This is a genomic window from Thauera aminoaromatica (assembly GCF_000021765.1).
Lineage (GTDB): Bacteria > Pseudomonadota > Gammaproteobacteria > Burkholderiales > Rhodocyclaceae > Thauera > Thauera aminoaromatica.
The window spans coordinates 465,829-485,559 of sequence record NC_011662.2 but is presented as its reverse complement, the minus strand read 5'-3'; the positions used below and the strand labels follow the sequence as shown (position 1 = coordinate 485,559).

The following is a 19,731-nucleotide window of genomic DNA, read 5'->3' as shown; positions in this document are numbered from 1 at the left end:
TGCGGGTGAAGACCGGCGGCCGGCCGGGACTGCGGATGCGGCGGTGGGCGGATGCCTCAGTGCGCCGCGGGCACGTCGAGCGCCCGCGTGTGCGCCGGATCGAGCCCGACGCGGATCGCGTCGCCGGGGCGCAGCGAGCGGTCGAGCTGCGAGATCGGCGCCTTGATGGTGAACTCGTGCTTGCCGGCGAGCTCGACGCGCAGGCGGATCTGGTCGCCGAGGTAGATCAGCTCGCGGACGGTGGCGTCGAGCCGGTTGGCGCCCTCGCCCTCGCCGGCGAGCTGTACGCGCTCCGGACGCACCGCGATGCGGGCGCGGCCGCCGGCACCGACGTTGCCGGTGCGCGCGCGCAGCACCGTGCCGCAGTCGAGGCGCACGTCGCACTCCTCGCCCGCCACGGCCACCACGGTGCCGTCCAGCGCGTTGTTCTCGCCGATGAAGTCGGCGACGAAGGAATTCGTCGGGTATTCGTACAGCGCCTCGGGGGCGTCGATCTGCTGGATCACGCCGTGGTTGAACACGGCGATGCGGTCCGACATGGTCAGCGCCTCGCTCTGGTCGTGGGTGACGAACACCACGGTGATGCCGAGGTTCTGCTGGATGTGCTTGATCTCGAGCTGCATGCGCTCGCGCAGATTCTTGTCGAGCGCGCCGAGCGGCTCGTCCATCAGCACCAGCTGTGGATCGAACACGAGCGCACGGGCGAGCGCGATGCGCTGCTGCTGGCCGCCCGAGAGCTGCTGCGGATAGCGGCTGCCGAAGGCCTCGAGCTGCACCATGCCGAGCGCGCGCTTCACCCGCGCCTCGACCTCGTTGGCCGCCAGCTTGCGCACGCGCAGCGGAAAGCGCAGGTTGTCGGCCACCGTCATGTGCGGAAACAGCGCATAGTTCTGGAACACCATGCCGATGTTGCGACGATAGGGCGGCACCCGGTTGATGACCTCGCCATCGAGGCGGATCTCGCCGCCGGTGGGGGTCTCGAAGCCGGCCAGCATCATCAGGCAGGTGGTCTTGCCCGAGCCGGACGGTCCGAGCAGGGTGAGGAACTCGCCGCGGCGAATGTCGAGATTGAGGTCCCGCACGATGAGGGTTTCGCCGTCGTAGGTCTTCTGGACGTTGCGAAAGCTTACATGGGGTGCCTGGCTGTTATGGACCGCTTCCATCTGTCTCCGTCTCCTGCAAGGGGCGCTGTGCGCTCTGGCGATCGAATCCTAGGCCACGAATTGGCCCAGGCTTGATCCAATTACTTATAATTTGATAGAACCAATTTTTGCTGCACTGCAATGGATTGCCGACTCAGCTGCGAGCTCATCGCCCACGCTTATGCGGAACAGGCGCCCTCGTCCAGCGCCCGCGCGCGCCTCTACCTCGCCATCCGCGAGGCCATCATCGCGCGCCGGCTCGCCCCCGGCACCGCGCTGCCGCCCACCCGCACCCTGGCGGCGGATCTGGCCTTGGGGCGCAACACCGTGGTGCGGGTGTACGACCAGCTCATCGTCGAGGGCTATCTGGACAGCCGGGTGGGCTCGGGCACCTTCGTCTCCGACGCCGTGGCCGCTACCGCGCCGCAGCAAAAACCGCGGCGGATGGTCGGCGCGCGCAGCGAGGGATTGTCGCGAAGGGGGTGCCGGATCGCCGCCGATGCGCTGTCGAGCCGCGTGCAGGCGGGCGCATTCATGCCCGGCTTCCCGGACGTCACCCATTTTCCCTTCGCCACCTGGCGCAAGCTGGTCGCCAAGCAGATGCGGCTCGAGCAGCGCCACCTCGCACAGTACGGCTACGGCGGCTACGGGCCGCTGAAGCTGGTGCTCGCCGAATACCTGCGCGTGACCCGCATGATGTCGTGCAGCCCGCAGCAGATCCTGATCCTGAACGGCTCGCACCAGGCGCTCGACCTGTGTGCGCGCATGCTCGCCGACGTCGGCGACGTGGCGTGGATGGAGGATCCGGGCTACTGGGGGGCGCGCAACGTGCTGTCCGCCTGCGATCTCGCCATCCACCCGGTGCCGGTGGACGCGCAGGGCATCCATCCTCAGGCCGAGGACTGGGACCATCCGCCGCGCCTGATCTTCGTGTCGCCCTCGAGCCAGTACCCGACCGGGGCGGTGATGTCGCTCGAACGCCGGCTCCGCCTGCTCGAATACGCCGAGAAGAACCGCATCTGGATCATCGAGGACGACTACGACAACGAGATCCGCTACCACGACCACCCGGTGGCCTCGCTGTTCGGCCTGTCGGCGGCGCAGCGGGTGATCTACGTCGGTACCTTCAGCAAGGTGATGTATCCCGGCCTGCGCCTGGCCTACCTGGTGGTGCCGGAGGATCTCGTCGAGGCCTTCACCACCGGCAACGCCGAGCTCTACCGCGAGGGCCGCATGCTCGAGCAGGCGGCGCTGGCCGAGTTCATCGACGGCGGCCATTTCACCACCCACATCCGCCGCATGCGCGGCATCTACGAGGAGCGCCGCGACCGCCTCATCGCGGTGCTGCGGCGCCACCTCGCCGGCATCGCCACGCCGGCCGGCGGCCTCGCCGGCCTGCACATCCCGGTCCACTTCGAGCGCCCGCTCGACGACGTGCTGCTCTCATCGCAGGCGCTGCGCGAGGGCGTGGTGATGCGGCCGCTGTCGCTCTACGCGATCGACGCCGCCAACCGGCGCCCCGGCATGAACCTCGGCTTCGCGGCGGTCCCGGTGGAGCAGATCGAGGCCCCGGCACTCAAGCTGGTGCGGCTGATCCACGGCCTCCTGCCGGCAGGAGGCCGCTGAACGCGGACGAAAAAAATGCGGCCGCCGGTCGAAACGGACCGGACGAGCCGCAGAGGGGGAGAGGCGGGTAGGAGTCAGGCCGCCGCGACGAGGGCGGGGACTGCGTCGAAAAGGTCGGCCACCAGGCCGTAGTCGGCCACCTGGAAGATCGGCGCCTCGGGGTCCTTGTTGATCGCCACGATCACCTTGGAGTCCTTCATGCCGGCCAGGTGCTGGATCGCGCCCGAGATGCCGACCGCGATGTAGAGCTGCGGCGCGACGATCTTGCCGGTCTGGCCGACCTGGTAGTCGTTGGGCACGTAGCCCGCGTCCACCGCCGCGCGCGAGGCGCCGAGCGCGGCGCCGAGCTTGTCGGCGAGCGGCTCGAGCAGCTTGTGGTAGTTGTCGCCGCTGCCCAGGCCGCGACCGCCGGAGACGATGACCTTGGCCGCGCCCAGTTCGGGGCGCGCACTCTTGACGATCTCGCGGCCGACCAGCGCGGTCACGCCGAGGTCGGCCGCCGCCGCGACCGCCTCCACCGGCGCGGCGTTGCCGCCGGCTTCGGCCGCGTCGAACGCGGTGGTGCGCACGGTGATCAGCTTGATCGCGTCGGCGCTCTTGACGGTGGCGAGCGCGTTGCCGGCGTAGATCGGGCGCACGAAGGTGTCGGCGGACTCGACCGCGACGATGTCGCTGATCTGCGCCACATCCAGCAGCGCGGCCACGCGCGGCAGCATGTTCTTGCCCGCCGGCGTCGCCGGCGCGAGCACGTGGCTGTAGCCGCCCGCCAGGCCCTTCACCAGCTCGGCGACGTTCTCCGCGGTCTGCGCCTCGTACTGCGGCGCGTCGCACACCCGCACCCTGGCGACGCCGGCGACCTTCGCCGCCGCTTCGGCCGCGGCTGCGCAACCGGCGCCGGCCACCAGCACATGGACGTCGCCGCCCAGCTTCGCGGCCGCGCTCACGGTGTTGAGCGTGGCCGCCTTGATCGATTGATTGTCGTGTTCGGCAATGACGAGAATGGCCATGTTCAGATCACCTTCGCAACGTTCTTGAGTTTGTCGATCAGCTGGGCCACGTCGGCCACGCGCTCGCCGGCGCTGCGCTTGGGCGGCTCGGCGACCTTGAGCGTGGCCAGACGCGGCGCGACATCCACGCCCAGGTCGGCCGGCTTCACGGTGTCGAGCGGCTTCTTCTTGGCCTTCATGATGTTGGGCAGCGTCGCGTAGCGCGGCTCGTTCAGGCGCAGGTCGGTGGTCACCACCGCCGGCAGCTTCACCGACAGGGTCTCGAGGCCGCCGTCGATCTCGCGCGTCACCGCGGCTTTCCCGTCGGCCAGCGTCACCTTGGACGCGAAGGTCGCCTGCGGCCAGCCCGCCAGCGCCGCCAGCATCTGGCCGGTCTGGTTGGCGTCGTCGTCGATCGCCTGCTTGCCGCAGATCACCAGCTGCGGCTGCTCCTTGTCGCACACCGCCTTCAGGAGCTTGGCCACCGCCAGCGGCTGCAGCTCGACGTCGGTCTCGACCAGGATGCCGCGGTCGGCACCGATCGCCATCGCCGCGCGCAGGGTCTCCTGGCAGGCGCCCACGCCGCAGGACACCGCCACCACCTCGGTGGCCACGCCCGCTTCCTTCAGCCGCACCGCCTCCTCGACGGAGATCTCGTCGAAGGGGTTCATGCTCATCTTGACGTTGGCCAGGTCCACGCCGCTGCCGTCGGCCTTCACGCGAACCTTGACGTTGTAATCGACCACGCGCTTTACGGGTACGAGGATCTTCATGCTGTTCCCTTGTGTTCGTCTTCTGTGTTCTTGTTCCGGCTCAGACCACGCCGTCCGCACGCAGGCGGGCGATCGCCCCGGCATCGAGACCGAGCGTTGCGGCGAGGATCTCGTCGGTGTGCTCGCCGAGCATCGGCGGCGGCAGGCGGTAGTCCACCGGCGTGGCCGAGAGCTTCATCGGGCTGGCGACGAGCGGTACCTGGCCGGCGACCGGATGCGGCATCGTCACCTTCATCTCGCGCGCCTGCACCTGCGGGTCGGCGAAGACGTCGGCCAGGGTGTTGATCGGACCGCAGGGCACGGCGAGCGCCTCGAGCTTCGCGATCCACTCCGCGGTGCCGCGCTCGACGGTGAGCTTCTTCAGCAGCGGGATCAGCGTGGCGCGATTGACCACGCGCGCGCGGTTGGTGGCGAAGCGTTCGTCGGTCGCGAGCTGCGGCGCACCGGCGGCCGCGCAGAAGCGCGCGAACTGCCCGTCGTTGCCGATGGCGAGGATCATGTAGCCGTCGGCGGTGGGGAAGTCCTGGTAGGGCACGATGTTGGGGTGCGCATTGCCCAGCCGCTGCGGGCTCTGCCCGGTGGCGAGATAGTTGCCCGCCTGGTTGGCGAGGCAGGCCACCTGCACGTCGAGCAGGGCCATATCGATGTACTGGCCCTCGCCGCTGCGCTCGCGCCAGGCCAGCGCAGCGAGTACCGCGTTGGTAGCGTACAGCCCGGTTAGGATGTCGGTGAGTGCCACGCCCACCTTCATCGGACCGCCGCCCTCCTCGCCGTCGGGCCGGCCGGTGATGCTCATCAGCCCGCCCAGGCCCTGGATGAGGAAGTCGTAGCCGGCGCGCGGCGCGTACGGTCCGTCCTGGCCGAAGCCGGTGATCGAGCAATACACCAGGCGCGGATTGACCGCCTTCAGGCTGTCGTAGTCGAGGCCATACTGCGCCAGGCCGCCGACCTTGAAGTTCTCCAGCACCACGTCGGACTCGGCGGCGAGCCGGCGCACCAGCGCCTGGCCTTCGGCCTGGGTGATGTCGATGGTGATCGAGCGCTTGTTGCGGTTGGCGCACAGGTAGTACGCCGCCACGTCGGTGTCGGCGCCCTGCTCGTCCTTGAGCCAGGGCGGCCCCCAGCCGCGGGTGTCGTCGCCGGCGCCGGGGCGCTCGACCTTGATGACGTCCGCGCCGAGGTCGGCCAGCATCTGCCCGGCCCAGGGGCCGGCCAGGATGCGCGAGAGGTCGAGGACGCGGACGTGCGACAGGGCGCCGGGCATCGGGGCTCTCCGTGGGCTCAGTTGCTGAACGCGGCGATGCCGGTGATGGCACGGCCGAGGATCAGCGCATGGACGTCGTGGGTGCCTTCGTAGGTGTTGACCACCTCGAGGTTCACCAGGTGGCGGGCCACCGGGTACTCGTCCGAGATGCCGTTGCCGCCGAGCATGTCGCGCGCCATGCGGGCGATGTCGAGCGCCTTGCCGCAGGAGTTGCGCTTGATGATCGAGGTGATCTCGACCGGGGCGATGCCCTCGTCCTTCATGCGGCCCACGCGCAGCACCGCCTGCAGGCCGAGGGTGATCTCGGTCAGCATGTCGGCGAGCTTCTTCTGGATGAGCTGGTTGGCGGCGAGCGGACGGCCGAACTGGTTACGGTCCATCGTGTACTGGCGGGCCGTCTCGTAGCAGGCCTCGGCGGCGCCGAGCGCACCCCAGGCGATGCCGAAGCGCGCCGAGTTGAGGCAGGTGAAGGGGCCCTTGAGCCCACGCACGGTCGGGAAGGCGTTCTCTTCCGGCACGAAGACCTCGTCCATGACGATCTCGCCGGTGATCGAGGCGCGCAGGCCGACCTTGCCGTGGATGGCGGGCGCGGACAGGCCTTTCCAGCCCTTCTCGAGGATGAAGCCGCGGATCTGGCCTTCGTCGTCCTTGGCCCACACCACGAACACGTCGGCGATCGGGCTGTTGGTGATCCACATCTTGCTGCCGGAGAGGCTGAAGCCGCCATCGACCTTGCGCGCACGGGTGATCATGGAGCCCGGGTCGGAGCCGTGGTTCGGCTCGGTGAGGCCGAAGCAGCCGATCCATTCGCCGGTGGCGAGCTTGGGCAGGTACTTCTGCTTCTGCGCCTCGGTACCGAATTCGTTGATCGGCACCATCACCAGCGAGCTCTGCACGCTCATCATCGAGCGGTAGCCGGAGTCGACACGCTCGACCTCGCGGGCGATCAGGCCGTAGCACACGTAGTTGAGACCGGAGCCGCCGTACTGCTCGGGGATGGTGGCGCCGAGCAGACCGAGTTCGCCCATCTCGCGGAAGATCGCGGCATCGGTCTTCTCGTGGCGGAAGGCCTCCTGCACGCGCGGCAGCAGCTTGTCCTGGCTGTAGGCGCGCGCCGTGTCGCGCACCATGCGCTCGGTCTCGGTCAGCTGCAGGTCGAGCAGCAGCGGGTCTTCCCAGTTGAAGCTAGCCTTGTTCGAAGCCATGTCGTGTCTCCTCGTGCGATCGGTCGTGCAGGCGGCTGCCTGTGTGTGATTCGCATCCTATGAACTCCGGAAGCGCAGCTCAAGCGATATTTCTGCAGTAATCTGTGCCTTTCCGGAACTCCGAAAGAAAATCTCGACCGCCATGCGCAAGAAGATCCCCAGCACCGCCGCGCTGCTCGCCTTCGAGGCCGCCGCGCGCCACGAGAGCTTCACCCGCGCCGCCGAGGAGCTCGCGCTCACGCAGAGCGCGATCTGCCGGCAGATCGGCGCGCTCGAGGACTTCCTCGGCGTGCCGCTGTTCCGCCGCACCCGGCGCGGCGTGCAGCTCACCGAGGCAGGACTGAGCTACAGCCGCCAGATCGCCCCGCGGCTGGATGCGATCGAGCACGACACGCTCGCGGTCATGGCACACCACGGCGCCGGCAGCGTGCTCGAGCTGGCCGTCGTGCCGACCTTCGCCACGCGCTGGCTGCTGCCCCGCCTGGCCGGCTTCCAGGCGCGGAACCCGGACGTGGTGGTGAACATGCACACCCAGACGCGGCCGTTCCTCTTCGACCAGACCGAGTTCGACGCCGCGATCTACTTCGGCGACACCGGCTGGCCGGGCACCGAGGCGCACTTCCTGATGCGGGAATATCCGGTGCCGGTATGCAGCCCGGCCCTGCCCGGCGTGCGCGAGCAGATGAGCCCGGACGAGGTCGCCGAGCTGCCGCTGCTGCAGCAGACCACCCGCCCCTACGCCTGGCGGCAGTGGTTCGCCTCGGCCGGCGTGCGCCCCGCGAACGACATGGGCGGCATGCGCCTGGAGCTGTTCTCGATGCTCGCGCAGGCGGCGATCGAGCGCATGGGCGTGGCGCTGATCCCGCCCTTCCTGATCCAGCAGGAGCTCGCCGCCGGCAGCCTGATCAGCCCCTGCCTGCGCAGCTTCCCGAGCACGCGGGCGTACTACCTGATCGTGCCCGAGGGCAAGGCGGAACGGCCGGCGCTGACGAACTTCCGCGAATGGCTGGTCGAGGAAGCGCGCGCCACGCCGCTGTAGGGGCGCCCTCAGGCGTTCACATAGGCACGGATGCCCGCTGCGATGAACTCCACCGCGAGCGCCGCCAGCACCAGGCCCATCAGCCGGGTCATGATGTTGAGTCCGGTGCGCCCGGCCAGGCGGCTGATCGGACCGGCCAGGTTGAAGGCGAACCACACCACGACGCCCATCACGAGGCCGGCGCCGAGCAGCATCAGCACCGTTCGCGTACCCTGGTCGGCGTAGATGATCACCGTGCTGACCGTGCCCGGCCCGGTCAGCAGCGGGATCGTCAGCGGCACCACGGCGATGTTGGCGCGCTCGGCGGCCTCGTCGGTTTCCTCGGGGGTGGTGCGGCTCGGCGCGGGCTGGGCGTTGAACATCGAGATCGCGACGATGAACAGCAGCACGCCGCCACCGACCTGCAGCGAGGGCACGGTGATGCCGAAACCCGCCAGGATGTACTGGCCGGCGAGCGCGGTCACGGTGATGACGAGGACGGTCGCCAGTGCGGCGGTACGCGCGGTGCGGCGGCGTTCGAGGGACGATTGCCCCTGGGTCAGGCCGATGAAGGCCGGGATGGCGCCGAAGGGGTTGATCAGGGCCGCCAGCGTGATGAAGATCTTCGCGAATTCCATTCGATTTGCTCCTGCGGGCGGGCGGGCATCCCCGCCGTCGTCCCGCGACGCGCAGACTACGATGCCGGCCGGACCCACCGCAAATCGACGTGGGCGCGGACGCAATGCGCGGCTTGACCGGCCAAAAGATTCATCTGATACTCCACTTTAAATATCCTACCAGAGCCCCCGATGTTCTTCTCCGGACCGAGAGACAGGCTGCGCGCCAGCGAAGCCGAGAACCTGCTGCTCGAGCAGGCCAACGCCGCCCTGCAGGAACGTATCCGCGACCTCGAGGCGGAGCAGTCCGAGCTGCGCGCGCAGACCGACGCCTTGCGCCGCGAGCGCACCGTGCTGGGCGGCGTGTTCGCCAGCCTGGGCAGCTTTGGCGACTCGCTCGGCGGCGTGCGCGAATCCTTCCTGGGCCTCGCCGGCACCCTCAACCAGGAAAAGGCATCGGCGCTCGAAGCGGCGGCGCAGTCCGACACCAGCCGCGCCGCGTTCGAGCGGATCGCCGGCAATCTCCACGCCACCTTCGAGCGCATGGGCGAGGCGTCGGGGAACGTCGGCATCCTGAGCCGTCGGGCCGAGGAGATCGGCGGCATCGTCCGCCTGATCAAGGAGATCGCCGACCAGACCAACCTGCTCGCCCTCAACGCGGCGATCGAGGCTGCGCGCGCCGGCGACGCGGGACGGGGTTTCGCGGTGGTGGCGGACGAGGTGCGCAAGCTTGCCGAGCGCACCGCGAAGGCCACCACCGAGATCGCCACCCTGGTCGAGAACATCCAGGACGAGACGCGCGCCGCGCGGGAGGTCATGGAGTTCGGCGCCGCCGACGCCGGACGCCACGCCGCGGACAGCACGCAGGCCGTCTCCAGCATGAAGCACCTGCTCGAGCTGTCGCGCCGCATGGAACGGGCGGTGACCTCTTCCGCCCTGCTCGCCAACGTCGAGCTCGCCAACATCGACGAACTCGCGCTCAAGCTCGAGGTGTACAAGGTCTTCCTCGGCGTATCGACGCTGCGCCCCGCAGACCTGCCCGACGAGCGGCACTGCCGCCTCGGCCAGTGGTACTACGACGGCGAGGGACGCGAGCACTTCGCCGGGCTGCCGGGCTACGGGGAACTCGAAGACCCGCATCGCGCGGTGCACGTGCATGCGCGGCGCGCCGTGGAACTGCACGCACAGGGCCGACTGGAGGAGGCGCTCGCCGAACTGCAGGCGATGGAGCGGGCAAACCTGATGGTGATGCGCGGCCTCGGCAGGATGCTGGACAAGGCCGTCGGTCGCTGAGTACGCGCCGCGCCGGCATCCGGCGTACGCGACGGGCGCCGCTCAGGCGCCGGGCGCTGCGGCGACCGGATCCGCGCAGTGCGGGCAAGAGCGGCCGGTCGCCCTCGCAGGCAGGCCGTGCGCAGCACATGTTGGCCGAGCGGAACGATCAGGCCGGTCTCCTCCGCGATCGGGATGAACTCGTCGGGCCCGATCGTCCCCTCGCGCGGATGGCGCCAGCGCACCAGCGCCTCCACCCCGCACAGGCGTCCGTCCCCGGGCGACACCTGGGACTGGCAATGCACCTCCAGCCGCCCCTCGGCGAGGGCGCGACGCAGGCCGTTCTCGAGGTCGAGGCGCCGATGTGCCTGCGCGTTCATCTCCCCGGCGTAGAAGCAGAACCCGCCCCGGCCCGACTCCTTGGCACGGTACATCGCCGTGTCGGCATTCTTGAGCAGGGTCTGCGGGTCGCGGCCGTCGCGCGGATGGAGGGCGATGCCCACGCTGGCGGACACCGGAAGCGTGCGCCCGCCGATGAGCACCGGCTCGGCGAGGCGGGCGGCGATCTTCGCCGCGAACGCCGTCCCGGGCAGGTCCTCGATGAGGACGACGAACTCGTCTCCACCGAAGCGGGCCACGGTGTCCTCGGCCCGCAGGCAGGACGACAGGCGTGCCGCGACTTCGCGCAGCAAGGCGTCGCCGACGTCGTGGCCGTAGCCGTCGTTGACCTGCTTGAAGCGGTCGAGGTCGAGGAAGAGCACCGCCAGCGCGCCGTGGTTGCGGCGGGCGATCGCATGGCGGAGACGGTCATGGAACAGCATCCGGTTGGGCAGCCCGGTCCTCGGCATAGCCATCGTCCACATGATTGCGGCGGATGCACGATCTCCTCCGCATCGATGCGCATCTCGCGTGCGCTGTCCTCGCCTTCTCGCTGTATCCGCTGCCACCCTCTTCCCGGTTCATGAGGATTGCGTGCAGGCGCCCGCCCGGGCGCCGTTTCATGCCTTCGCGTCGGGGTCGCCCGCCCGCGCCGTGTCGAGCCACGCGCGCTTGTCGGCCACCTTCGCCCATGCATCGGCATCGGGCAGCGGCGCATGCGCCTCGACGATACGCGGCCAGTCCTTCGCCAGCGCCGCGTTGAGGGCGAGGTATTCGCGCTGCTCGTCGCTCAACTCATCTTCCGGCACGATCGCATCGACCGGACACTCGGCGACGCACAGGGTGCAGTCGATGCACTCCTCGGGGTCGATCACGAGGAAGTTCGGCCCCTCGCGAAAGGCGTCGACCGGGCACATGCTCACGCAATCCGTGTATTTGCAGCGGATGCAGGCTTCGGTGACGACATGGGTCATGGCAGCACTTCCTCGAACAGGGTTTCGATCGCCGGAAACAGTTCGCGCTCCTCGAAGCGCACATGGTCGATCAGCGCCTGCCCGGCCGCGGCCTCGCGCACGCCGTCCGCTGCGGTGGCGAACAGGGACCTCAGGTGGGCATGCTCGGCGCGCAGGCGCGCGGCGAGTGCGCCGTGACCGCCCGTTTCGAGCAAGGGGGCCAGCTCGCGCTCTTCCTCGGCAAAGTGGGTGACGAGCGCGACGTGTTCCGCGCGCAGCTCGGCCGCCGCGCCGCCGGCGAGCAGATGCCTGCCGAGCCGCAGCGCGGCATGGTGTTCGCGCGACAGCCGGACGAGATGGGGGTGGCGTTTCATGGCAGCTCCTTCGGTCGAGGCCTTTAAGATACATATTAAATGCATCTTTAAAAGAGTCAACAGAAATGAATCTATTGCTGCTACCATGCAGCCCGCCATACGCCCCGGCGCTCCTTCGCGATGAACATCACCCAGCACACCGATTACGCGCTTCGCCTGCTCATGTACCTCGGCACCTGCACCGAGCGACGCGTGACCATCAAGGAAGTGGCGGAACGCTTCGACATCTCGCGCAGCCACCTGATGAAGGTGGTCACCGGGCTGGTGGCGAAGGGTTTTGTCGACGGCGCGCGCGGCAAGGGCGGCGGACTCCGGCTGGCGCGTGCGGCGACGCAGATCGGTCTCGGCGACGTGGTCCGCGGGATGGAGCCCAGCTTCGAGCTGGTCGAGTGCTTCGGATCGGGATCGCACTGCCTGCTGGATCCGGCCTGCCGGCTCAAGGGCGCACTGGCCGGCGCCCTGCAGGCCTTCTTTGCCGCCCTCGACCGCCTCACGCTCGCCGACCTGATCGGCGACGACGGGCAGCTGCACGCCGTGCTCGGCATCCCGCAAGCGGACGCGCAAGCCCCCCGGCCGACGATCGAGATCAGGCCGGGCACCCGGGCAGACTGAGGCGAGTCGGCACGGGTACCGCCACCCGGTGCGCTCAGGTTTCCGCGTAGCGCACGCGCAGCTCGCGCTTGAGCAGCTTGCCGGAGGCGTTGCGCGGCATGTCCTCGACGAAGAACACCCGCTTGGGCACCTTGAAGGCCGCCAGCCGGGCATGCACGTGGGCGATCAGCTCTGCGGCCGTGGCCTGCGCGCCCTGCTTGAGCGCCACCACCGCCGTCACCGCCTCGATCCAGCGCTCGTCGGGCAGGCCGATCACCGCGACCTCGGCCACCGCGGGGTGGGTGTACAGGCACTCCTCCACCTCGCGGCTCGCCACCACCACGCCGCCGGTCTTGATGATGTCCTTGATGCGGTCGGTGATGTAGAGATAGCCGGCCTCGTCGAGGTAGCCGACGTCCCCCGAGCGGAACCAGCCGTCGCGGAAGCTGGCCGCGGTCTCCTCCGGCTTGTCCCAGTAGCCGCTCATGAGCTGCGGCGAGCGGTGCACGATCTCGCCCATCTCGCCCGCAGGCACGTCGTTGAGGTCGCTGTCGACGATGCGGGTTTCGACGTTGAAGATCGGCCGCCCGGCGGACGCGGGGCGCTCGGCGTGTTCCTCCGGACGCAGCACGGTGGCGAGCGGGGCGATCTCGCTCTGGCCATAGCAGTTGTAGAGCTGCAGCGCCGGCAGGCTTGCGGCCAGCTCCTGCAGCACCGGCACCGGCATGATCGAGGCGCCGTAGTAGCCCTTCTGCAGCGAGGCCAGCCGCGCCGGCTCGAAGGCCGGATGACGCAGGAAGGCGATCCACACCGTGGGCGGGGCGAAGAAGGACGTCACGCGCTCGCGCTCGATCAGCTCGAAGCAGCGCTCGGGCTGCGGCGCCTGGATCAGCAGGGTGGTCGCGCCCACCAGCAGCTGCGGCATCAGGAAGACGTGCATCTGCGCCGAGTGGTACAGCGGCAGCGCGGCGAGCGCGCAGTCCTCGGCGCGGATGTCGGTGGCGAGCAGCGTGCTGGTGTATTCGGCGAGCAGCGCGCGATGGCTCATCATCGCGCCCTTGGGCGCGGCGGTGGTGCCCGAGGTGTACAGCAGCTGCGCGATGGCCTCCTCGTCGAGCGCGATCGCCGGGGCCGTGTCCGTGCCGCCGGCCTGCGCCCACTCGAGGACGTCGCGCTCCTGTCCGCCGTGCAGCGTGCCGCGCCATTCGCAGGGCAGGTCGCTGCCGAGGGCCTCGACGTGGGTCGCCATGTCGGCGTCGCAGAACAACGCACGCGCGCCCGACTGCTCGACGATGTAGCGCAGCTCGGCGTCGAGCAGCGCGTAGTTGATCGGGACATGGATCAGCCCCGCCTTCACGCAGCCCAGCCACAGCAGCACGTAGGCGTCGGAATTGCGCCCATAGGCGGCGACGCGATCGCCGACCGCCAGGCCGAGGCCGAGCAGGCGGTTGGCGACGCGGTTGGCGGCACGGTCGAGCTGGGCGTAGCGCCAGCTGCGCCCCTCGAAGCGCAGCGCCTCGCGCTCGGGGTTGCGGCGCACCGAGCGCGCGAAGGCGTCGCCGATCAGGTTGCGCCCGGCACGACGGACGTCGGCGGGAATCATGGTCGTGTGTACGGGGTTCATGCCGGGCTCCTCACTTGGCTGCCATGCGGATCGCGCCATCGAGACGGATGACCTCGCCGTTCAACATCGGGTTCTCGCAGATCGAACGCACCAGCTGCGCATATTCGCTGGAGCGGCCGAGGCGCGAGGGGAAAGGCACCATCTCGCCGAGCGAATCCTGCACCGCCTGCGGCAGCCCGCGCAGCATCGGCGTCTCGAAGATGCCGGGGGCGATGCTCATCACGCGGATGCCGTAGCGTGCCAGCTCGCGCGCGATCGGCAGCGTCATGCCGACCACGCCGGCCTTGGACGCCGCATACGTCGCCTGGCCGATCTGGCCGTCGAAGGCGGCGACCGAGGCGGTGGTGACGATCACGCCACGCTCGCCCTCCTCGTTGGGCGCGGCCTTGCTCATCGCGGCGGCGGCGAGGCGGATCGGGTTGAAGGTGCCGACAAGGTTGATCATCACGCCGCGAACGAAGCGGTCGAGACCATGCGGGCCGTCCTTGCCCACCACCTTCTCGCCCGGCGCCACGCCCGCGCAGCACACCAGGCCGTGCAGGCCCCCGCAGCCCTGCACCGCGGCCTCGACCGCCGCCTGCGTCGAGGCCTCGTCGGTGACGTCGGTGCGCACGAAACGGGCCGCCGCGCCGAGTTCGGCCGCCAACGCCTTGCCGGCCTCTTCGTTGAGGTCGGCGAGCACCACCCTGCCGCCGCCTTCGACCACCATGCGCGCGGTGGCCGCGCCCAGCCCGGAGGCGCCGCCGGTCACCAGGAATACCGAGTTTGCGATCTTCATTGCGTGTGCTCCTTGTGTCTCAGATTCGTTCGATGACGGTGGCGGTGGCCATGCCGTGGCCGATGCACATGACCTGCAGGCCGAAGCGGCCGTCGCGGCATTCGAGGCCGGCGAGCATCTTGGCCAGCAGGCCGGCGCCGCTGCCGCCCAGCGGGTGGCCGTGGGCGATCGCCCCACCCCAGGGGTTGAGGCGATCCAGGTCGGGCGCGAACTCGCGCACGAAGCACAGCGCCACGCTGGCGAAGGCCTCGTTGACCTCGATCCAGTCCATGTCGCGGATCGACAGCCCGGCCATCTCGAGCGCGCGCCGCGCCGCCGGGATCACCCCGGTGAGCTGCAGCACCGGGTCGGAGGCGACCGCGACGCGGGCGCGGAAGCGGGCGCGCGGCCGGATGCCGAGCGCCTCGGCGGCGGCGCGGCGGCCCACCAGCACCGCAGCGGCGCCGTCCGACATCTGGCTGGCGTTGGCCGCGGTCACGCCGCCCTCGCCGGGCTGGCGGAACACCGGCTGCATGGCGCGCATGCGCTCGACGTCGATGACCGCGCGGATGCCCTCGTCGTGCGCGAGCGTGATCGCCCCGCCCTCCTTGTCCACCCCCGCCACCGGCAGGATCTCGCTGTGCACGCCGGCCGCACGCGCGGCCTCGGCGCGGCGGTGGCTCTCGATCGCGTAGTCGTCCATTTCGGTGCGCGAGATCTTCCACTGCCCGGCGATGCGCTCGGCGCTCTCGACCTGGTGCGGGATGGCGAAGCGTTCGAGGATCTTCGGGTGCAAGTTGTCGAAGCCGCGGAAGTCGCCCCGGCCCAGGGTCAGGTCGAGGAACATCGGCACCCGGCTCATGCTCTCGACGCCGCAGCCGATGGCGAAGTCGAGGTCGCCCGCGGCCACCGCCTGCGCCGCGGCGTGGGTGGCGTACTGGCTGGAGCCGCACATGCGGTTCATCGACACGCCCGGCACCTCGGCGGGCAGGCCGGCGATCAGCAGCGCCTGGCGGGCGATGTTGGCGCCCTGCTCTCCGGCCTGGCTGACGCAGCCGGCGAGCACGTCGCCGACCTTGTCGCCAGGCAGGCCGGTGCGCGCCAGCACGCCGCCGATGGCGGTGGCGAGGAGCTCGTCCGGGCGGGTCTCGCGCAGGGCGCCGCCGCGGCGGCCGAAGGGGGTGCGCACGGCGCCCAGGATCAGCGCCTCGTTAGGGTTCGATGGATTGCTTGGGTTCATTTCCGGGTCCTCGGGTTCATGCCCGCTGCAGTTCGCGGGCGATGATGTTGCGCTGGATCTCGCTGGTGCCTTCGTAGATCTGCAGCACCTTGGCGTCGCGGAAGAGCTTCTCCACCGGGTACTCGGTCGAGTAGCCCATGCCGCCGAAGATCTGCACCGCCTCGGTCGCCGCCCACATCGCCGCGTCCGCGGCGAAGGCCTTGGCGATCGAGGCTTCGATGGTGTTCGGCCGACCCTGGTCGAGCAGCCAGGCCGACTGGTAGGTGAGCAGGCGCGCGGCTTCGAGCTTCATGCGCATCTCGGCGAGCTTGTGCGCCACGGCCTGGTGGTCGATCAGGCGCTTGCCCATGCTGCTGCGCTGGGTGGCGTAGGCGAGCGACTCGTCGAGGCAGCGCTCGATGAGGCCGACGCCGAAGGCGGCCACCATCGGGCGCGAGTGGTCGAACACCGCCATCGCCAGCGCGAAGCCGCCGCCCTCCTCGCCGAGGCGGTGGTCCTCGGGGACGAAGACCTGGTCGAGGAAGACCTCGCAGGTGGGCGAACAGCGCTGGCCGAGCTTGCCCAAGGGCTCGCCCACCGTCAGGCCGGCGCTGGCGCGCGGCACGATGAAGGCGCTCATGCCGCGGTGGCCGCCGTCCGGCGCGGTCTTGGCGAAGACGACGCAGAACTCGGCGAGGTTGGCGTTGGAGATCCAGATCTTGCTGCCGGTGAGGCGATAGCCGCCCTCGACGCGCTCGGCGCGGGTGCGGATGCCGGCCACGTCGGAGCCGGCGCCGGGCTCGGTCATCGCGAAGCTGGCGAGCGCACCGCGGGCCGCGGCGCCGAGGTAGCGGCTGCGCTGCGCATCGGTTCCGGCGATGACGATCGGCTCGGTGGCGAGCGCGTTCACGCACAGCGCGGTGCCGATGCCCAGGCAGCCGCGGCAGAAAGCCTCGGTGACCAGCACCAGCTCCAGGCAGCCGAGGCCGCCGCCGCCGACCGTCTCGGGCAGGTTGATGCCGAGCAGGCCGAGCTCCTGCGCGCGCTGGTGCACCTCGGTCGGGAAAGCCTTGTCGAGATCGGCCTGCGCGGCGCGGGGGGCGATCTCGCGCTCGGCGAAGCGGCGCGCCAGGTCGCGGATCTCGCGCTGCTCCGGGTTCAACTGGAAGTCCATGGTGTCTCCATGCGAAGCCGCCGTGCGCAGACGACGGGCAATAAAGGGGCGGGCATGCCTGGGCACGCCGACGGGGATTGCGGGTGGAAGGCGCTCGAGCAGCGCGTCGCGGGCGAGCCTAGCCGGAGGGTCGCGCGAAGCGCGCCGGCCGCCGCTCGCAGAAGGCGCGCACGCCCTCGGCAAAGTCCGGCGTCGCGGAGAGGGCGAGGAAGCTCGCCTTCTCGGCGTCGAGCGCCGTCGCCAGGTCGGTGTCGAGGCCCGCGCGCAGCAGGCGCTTGATGCCGGCCTGGGCGGCGGCCGGTCCCGCGGCCAGGCGTCGGGCCAGCGCCAGCCCGGCCTCGGCCAGCTGCGCTGCCGGCACCACGTCGGCCACCAGGCCGATCTCCCTCGCCTGCGCCGCATCGAGCTGCGGGTCGAGCAGCGCGATCGCGAGCGCCCGCTGCAGGCCGACGCGGCGCGGCAGCTGCCAGCTCGCGCCGCCGTCGGGCGTGGCGCCGATGGCACCGTAGGCGAGCACGAGGCGCGCGTCGTCGGCCGCGACCAGCAGGTCGCAAGCCATGGCCAGCGCCAGGCCGAAGCCCGCCACCGAGCCGCCCACCAGACCCAGCACCGGGCAAGGCAGCCGGGTGAGGCCGGTGACGGCCTCGTGCACCGCATCGATGAGGCGGCCGATCTCGTCGGTACAGGCGACCTGCGACTCGCCGAGCAGGGCGTCGAAGCGGCGCACGTCGCCGCCGACCATGAAGTGCGCGCCGCTGCTGCGCAGCACGAGCACGCGCGGCGGCGCGGCGGCAAGTTCGCGCACGGCGTCGCGCAGCCCCAGCCCCATCGCCAGGTCGAGGGCATTGCGCGCCTGCGGGCGGTCGAGGGTGATGAAGGCGAGCCCGCCTTCACGCTCGAGTCGCACGCAGTCGCCGTGGATCGGGTCAGGCATGGGCGGCCCCTCCCCGGTACATGGCTTCGATCACGTCGGCGTACGTCTTGTAGACGCTCGCGCGACGCACCTTCATGGTCGCCGTGACCTCGCCGTCGTCGTGGTCGAGCTCCTTGTTCAGCAGGTGGAAGCGGCGGATGTGCGAGACCTGGGCGAGCTGGGCGTTGCCGCGTGCGATCTCGGCCTCGATCAGCGCGCGCACCTCGGGGTGCTCGACCAGCGAGCGGAAGTGGGTGAAGGGGATCTGGCGGCCCTCGGCCCATCTCGACACCGTCTCGTAGTCGATCTGGATCAGCGCCGAGACGAACTTGCGCCCGTCGGCAACGACGATGCACTCCTTGATGTAGGGGCTGGACTTCATCGCCTTCTCGATCTCGGACGGCGTCAGGTTCTTGCCGCCGGCGGTGATCATGATGTCCTTGAGGCGATCGACGATGTAGAGCTGGCCGTCGCGCTCCTCGACCACGTCGCCGGTGTGCAGCCAGCCGTCGCGGATGGCGTCGGCGGTCGCCTCCGGGTTCTTGTAGTAGCCGGCGAAGACCATCTCGCCGTGGACCAGCAGCTCGCCACGCGCGCCGATGCGGTGCTCGACGCCGAGGATGGGCGTGCCGACCGAACCGAAGGCCACCGCGTCGAGCGGCTGGCCGGTGATCATGCCGGTCGATTCGGTGAGGCCGTAGACCTCGACCAGCGGCACCCCGAGGGTACGGAAGAAGTGCACCACTGCGGGCGGGATCGGCGCCGCGCCGGTCAGCGCCACGCGCGCCTTGCGCAGGCCGATGAAGTTCTGCAGCGCGCGCAGGATGAGGCCGTAGCAGATGGCGTGGGTCAGGCGCTCGCCCGCCGTGCGCTGCGCCGCCGACTTGTGGGCGAAGGGCGCGCAGGCCGCCAGCGCGCGTGCGAACAGCCAGCGCTGCACGGGCCCGCTCTCCTGCATCCGGATCGTGATCGCCGAGTGCAGCTTCTCCCAGATGCGCGGCACGCCGAGGAACATCGTGGGCGCGATCTCGCGCAGGTCCTCCTGCACGGTGCGGATCGACTCGCCGAAGGCGACGGTGGAGCCGAGGTAGATCGGGCAGAAGGTGGTCAGCATCTGCTCGGCGACGTGGCAAAGGGGCAGGTAGGACAGGTGCACGGTGTCGGCCGCGAGCCCGAGGCGGTCGATGATGCCGGGTGCGACGCCGCGGATGTTGGCGTAGCGGATCATCGCGCCCTTGGGCTTGCCGGTGGAGCCCGAGGTGTAGATCATCAGCGCGAGGTCGTCGAGCCGCTGCGCGGCCAGGGTCTCCTCGACCAGGTGGCGGTGGGTGGCCTCGTATTCGACGCCGAGCCGCTCCAGGTCGGCGAAGGACAGGATGCGATCGCGCACGCGCTCGTCGGCGTTGCGCAGGCCCTTGGTCTCCATCACCACGATGGCGCGCAGGTGCGGCAGCTGGTCGAGCGCCTCGATCACCTTGTCGGTCTGCTCCTGGTCCTCGCACACCACGACCTCGACGTCGGCGTGATTGAGCACGTAGGCCACCTCGGGTGCCGGGCTGGTCGGATAGACGCCGACCGCGATGGCGCCGACGAGGCCGCAGCCCATCTGCGCCAGCACCCATTCGATGCGGTTCTCGGCGAGCACGCCGACATGGCCGCCGGCGGGCAGGCCGAGCGCGCGCAGGCCGAGGCCGACATGGCTCGCGCGGCGGTAATAGTCGTCCCAGCCGATGGCCTGCCAGATGCCGAAGTCCTTCTGGCGGATGGCGGGCCGCCCGGGTTGCAGCCTCGCCTGCTCGCGCAGCATCTGCGGCAGGGTCAGCGTGGGTAGGTTGTTGCTCATGG

The 19,731-nt window shown here is 70.1% G+C and carries 18 protein-coding genes and 1 pseudogene; 4 read left to right on the top strand and 15 right to left on the bottom strand.

Annotated elements, in window-relative coordinates:
* Nucleotides 1-56: 56 nt before the first annotated feature.
* Entirely contained in the window at nt 57-1,163 is a 1,107-nt protein-coding gene (locus TMZ1T_RS02040) for an ABC transporter ATP-binding protein (protein WP_012584438.1), read from the bottom strand.
* Between the two features lie 120 nt (nt 1,164-1,283).
* On the opposite strand from TMZ1T_RS02040, the gene pdxR reads away from it, so the two are divergent.
* Nucleotides 1,284-2,768: a MocR-like pyridoxine biosynthesis transcription factor PdxR gene (gene pdxR, locus TMZ1T_RS02035; protein WP_012584437.1), complete on the top strand. Its 1,485-nt coding sequence runs from the start codon at nt 1,284-1,286 to the stop codon at nt 2,766-2,768.
* A 74-nt stretch (nt 2,769-2,842) separates the two neighbouring features.
* Here the strand turns inward: pdxR and TMZ1T_RS02030 are convergent, their stop codons facing one another.
* Genes TMZ1T_RS02030 through TMZ1T_RS02015 form a run of 4 tightly spaced genes read right to left on the bottom strand, consistent with a single transcriptional unit; the run spans nt 2,843 to nt 6,996 of the window.
* The gene (locus TMZ1T_RS02030; RefSeq protein WP_012584436.1) at nt 2,843-3,775 is read right to left on the bottom strand and encodes an electron transfer flavoprotein subunit alpha/FixB family protein; all 933 of its coding nucleotides are present in this window, start codon (nt 3,773-3,775) and stop codon (nt 2,843-2,845) included.
* A 2-nt stretch (nt 3,776-3,777) separates the two neighbouring features.
* Nucleotides 3,778-4,527, bottom strand: coding sequence for an electron transfer flavoprotein subunit beta/FixA family protein (locus TMZ1T_RS02025; protein WP_012584435.1), 750 nt, complete (start codon nt 4,525-4,527; stop codon nt 3,778-3,780).
* A gap of 40 nt (nt 4,528-4,567) precedes the next feature.
* On the bottom strand, nt 4,568-5,791 hold the full coding sequence (locus TMZ1T_RS02020) for a CaiB/BaiF CoA transferase family protein (RefSeq protein WP_012584434.1): 1,224 nt from the start codon (nt 5,789-5,791) through the stop codon (nt 4,568-4,570).
* 17 nt (nt 5,792-5,808) lie between these two features.
* Nucleotides 5,809-6,996, bottom strand: coding sequence for an acyl-CoA dehydrogenase (locus TMZ1T_RS02015; RefSeq protein ID WP_012584433.1), 1,188 nt, complete (start codon nt 6,994-6,996; stop codon nt 5,809-5,811).
* Between the two features lie 142 nt (nt 6,997-7,138).
* On the opposite strand from TMZ1T_RS02015, the gene TMZ1T_RS02010 reads away from it, so the two are divergent.
* The gene (locus TMZ1T_RS02010) at nt 7,139-8,035 is read left to right on the top strand and encodes a LysR family transcriptional regulator (RefSeq protein WP_004321119.1); all 897 of its coding nucleotides are present in this window, start codon (nt 7,139-7,141) and stop codon (nt 8,033-8,035) included.
* Between the two features lie 8 nt (nt 8,036-8,043).
* On the opposite strand, the gene TMZ1T_RS02005 is transcribed toward TMZ1T_RS02010, so the two are convergent.
* Nucleotides 8,044-8,652 carry a MarC family protein gene (locus tag TMZ1T_RS02005; protein ID WP_004321114.1) on the bottom strand — a complete coding sequence of 203 codons (609 nt, stop codon included), beginning with the start codon at nt 8,650-8,652 and terminating at the stop codon, nt 8,044-8,046.
* Between the two features lie 171 nt (nt 8,653-8,823).
* Between TMZ1T_RS02005 and TMZ1T_RS02000 the strand changes: the two genes are divergently transcribed.
* On the top strand, nt 8,824-9,924 hold the full coding sequence (locus tag TMZ1T_RS02000) for a methyl-accepting chemotaxis protein (RefSeq protein ID WP_012584432.1): 1,101 nt from the start codon (nt 8,824-8,826) through the stop codon (nt 9,922-9,924).
* Nucleotides 9,925-10,043: 119 nt separating this feature from the next.
* On the opposite strand, the pseudogene TMZ1T_RS20415 reads toward TMZ1T_RS02000, so the two are convergent.
* The 3 genes and pseudogenes from TMZ1T_RS20415 to TMZ1T_RS01990 form a co-directional block, all read right to left on the bottom strand.
* Nucleotides 10,044-10,751: pseudogene (locus tag TMZ1T_RS20415) on the bottom strand (putative bifunctional diguanylate cyclase/phosphodiesterase); the annotation flags it as partial.
* Nucleotides 10,752-10,901: 150 nt separating this feature from the next.
* Entirely contained in the window at nt 10,902-11,255 is a 354-nt protein-coding gene (gene fdxA / locus TMZ1T_RS01995; protein WP_012584431.1) for a ferredoxin FdxA, read from the bottom strand.
* On the bottom strand, nt 11,252-11,608 hold the full coding sequence (locus TMZ1T_RS01990; protein ID WP_004321110.1) for a hemerythrin domain-containing protein: 357 nt from the start codon (nt 11,606-11,608) through the stop codon (nt 11,252-11,254). The genes fdxA and TMZ1T_RS01990 overlap by 4 nt, the downstream gene beginning before the upstream one ends.
* Before the next feature lie 120 nt (nt 11,609-11,728).
* Here TMZ1T_RS01990 and TMZ1T_RS01985 point away from each other — a divergent pair, with 120 nt between their 5' ends.
* Nucleotides 11,729-12,220: an RrF2 family transcriptional regulator gene (locus TMZ1T_RS01985; protein ID WP_004321108.1), complete on the top strand. Its 492-nt coding sequence runs from the start codon at nt 11,729-11,731 to the stop codon at nt 12,218-12,220.
* Nucleotides 12,221-12,254: 34 nt separating this feature from the next.
* Here the strand turns inward: TMZ1T_RS01985 and TMZ1T_RS01980 are convergent, their stop codons facing one another.
* The 6 genes from TMZ1T_RS01980 to TMZ1T_RS01955 all read right to left on the bottom strand — a co-directional run bounded on the left by TMZ1T_RS01980 (nt 12,255) and on the right by TMZ1T_RS01955 (nt 19,729).
* Nucleotides 12,255-13,823 (bottom strand): acyl-CoA synthetase, encoded by a 1,569-nt coding sequence (locus TMZ1T_RS01980; RefSeq protein WP_012584430.1) that lies wholly within the window; start codon nt 13,821-13,823, stop codon nt 12,255-12,257.
* A gap of 10 nt (nt 13,824-13,833) precedes the next feature.
* Entirely contained in the window at nt 13,834-14,601 is a 768-nt protein-coding gene (locus TMZ1T_RS01975; protein ID WP_004321104.1) for an SDR family NAD(P)-dependent oxidoreductase, read from the bottom strand.
* A gap of 19 nt (nt 14,602-14,620) precedes the next feature.
* Nucleotides 14,621-15,820, bottom strand: a complete 1,200-nt coding sequence (locus TMZ1T_RS01970) for a thiolase family protein (protein ID WP_012584429.1) — start codon at nt 15,818-15,820, stop codon at nt 14,621-14,623.
* 16 nt (nt 15,821-15,836) lie between these two features.
* The gene (locus TMZ1T_RS01965; RefSeq protein WP_012584428.1) at nt 15,837-16,973 is read right to left on the bottom strand and encodes an acyl-CoA dehydrogenase family protein; all 1,137 of its coding nucleotides are present in this window, start codon (nt 16,971-16,973) and stop codon (nt 15,837-15,839) included.
* Nucleotides 16,974-17,091: 118 nt separating this feature from the next.
* Nucleotides 17,092-17,907 carry an enoyl-CoA hydratase/isomerase family protein gene (locus tag TMZ1T_RS01960; protein ID WP_012584427.1) on the bottom strand — a complete coding sequence of 272 codons (816 nt, stop codon included), beginning with the start codon at nt 17,905-17,907 and terminating at the stop codon, nt 17,092-17,094.
* Complete coding sequence (locus TMZ1T_RS01955) at nt 17,900-19,729, bottom strand: AMP-dependent synthetase/ligase (protein ID WP_012584426.1); 1,830 nt, start codon at nt 19,727-19,729, stop codon at nt 17,900-17,902. Before TMZ1T_RS01955 ends, TMZ1T_RS01960 begins: the two co-directional genes overlap by 8 nt.
* Nucleotides 19,730-19,731: the final 2 nt, after the last annotated feature.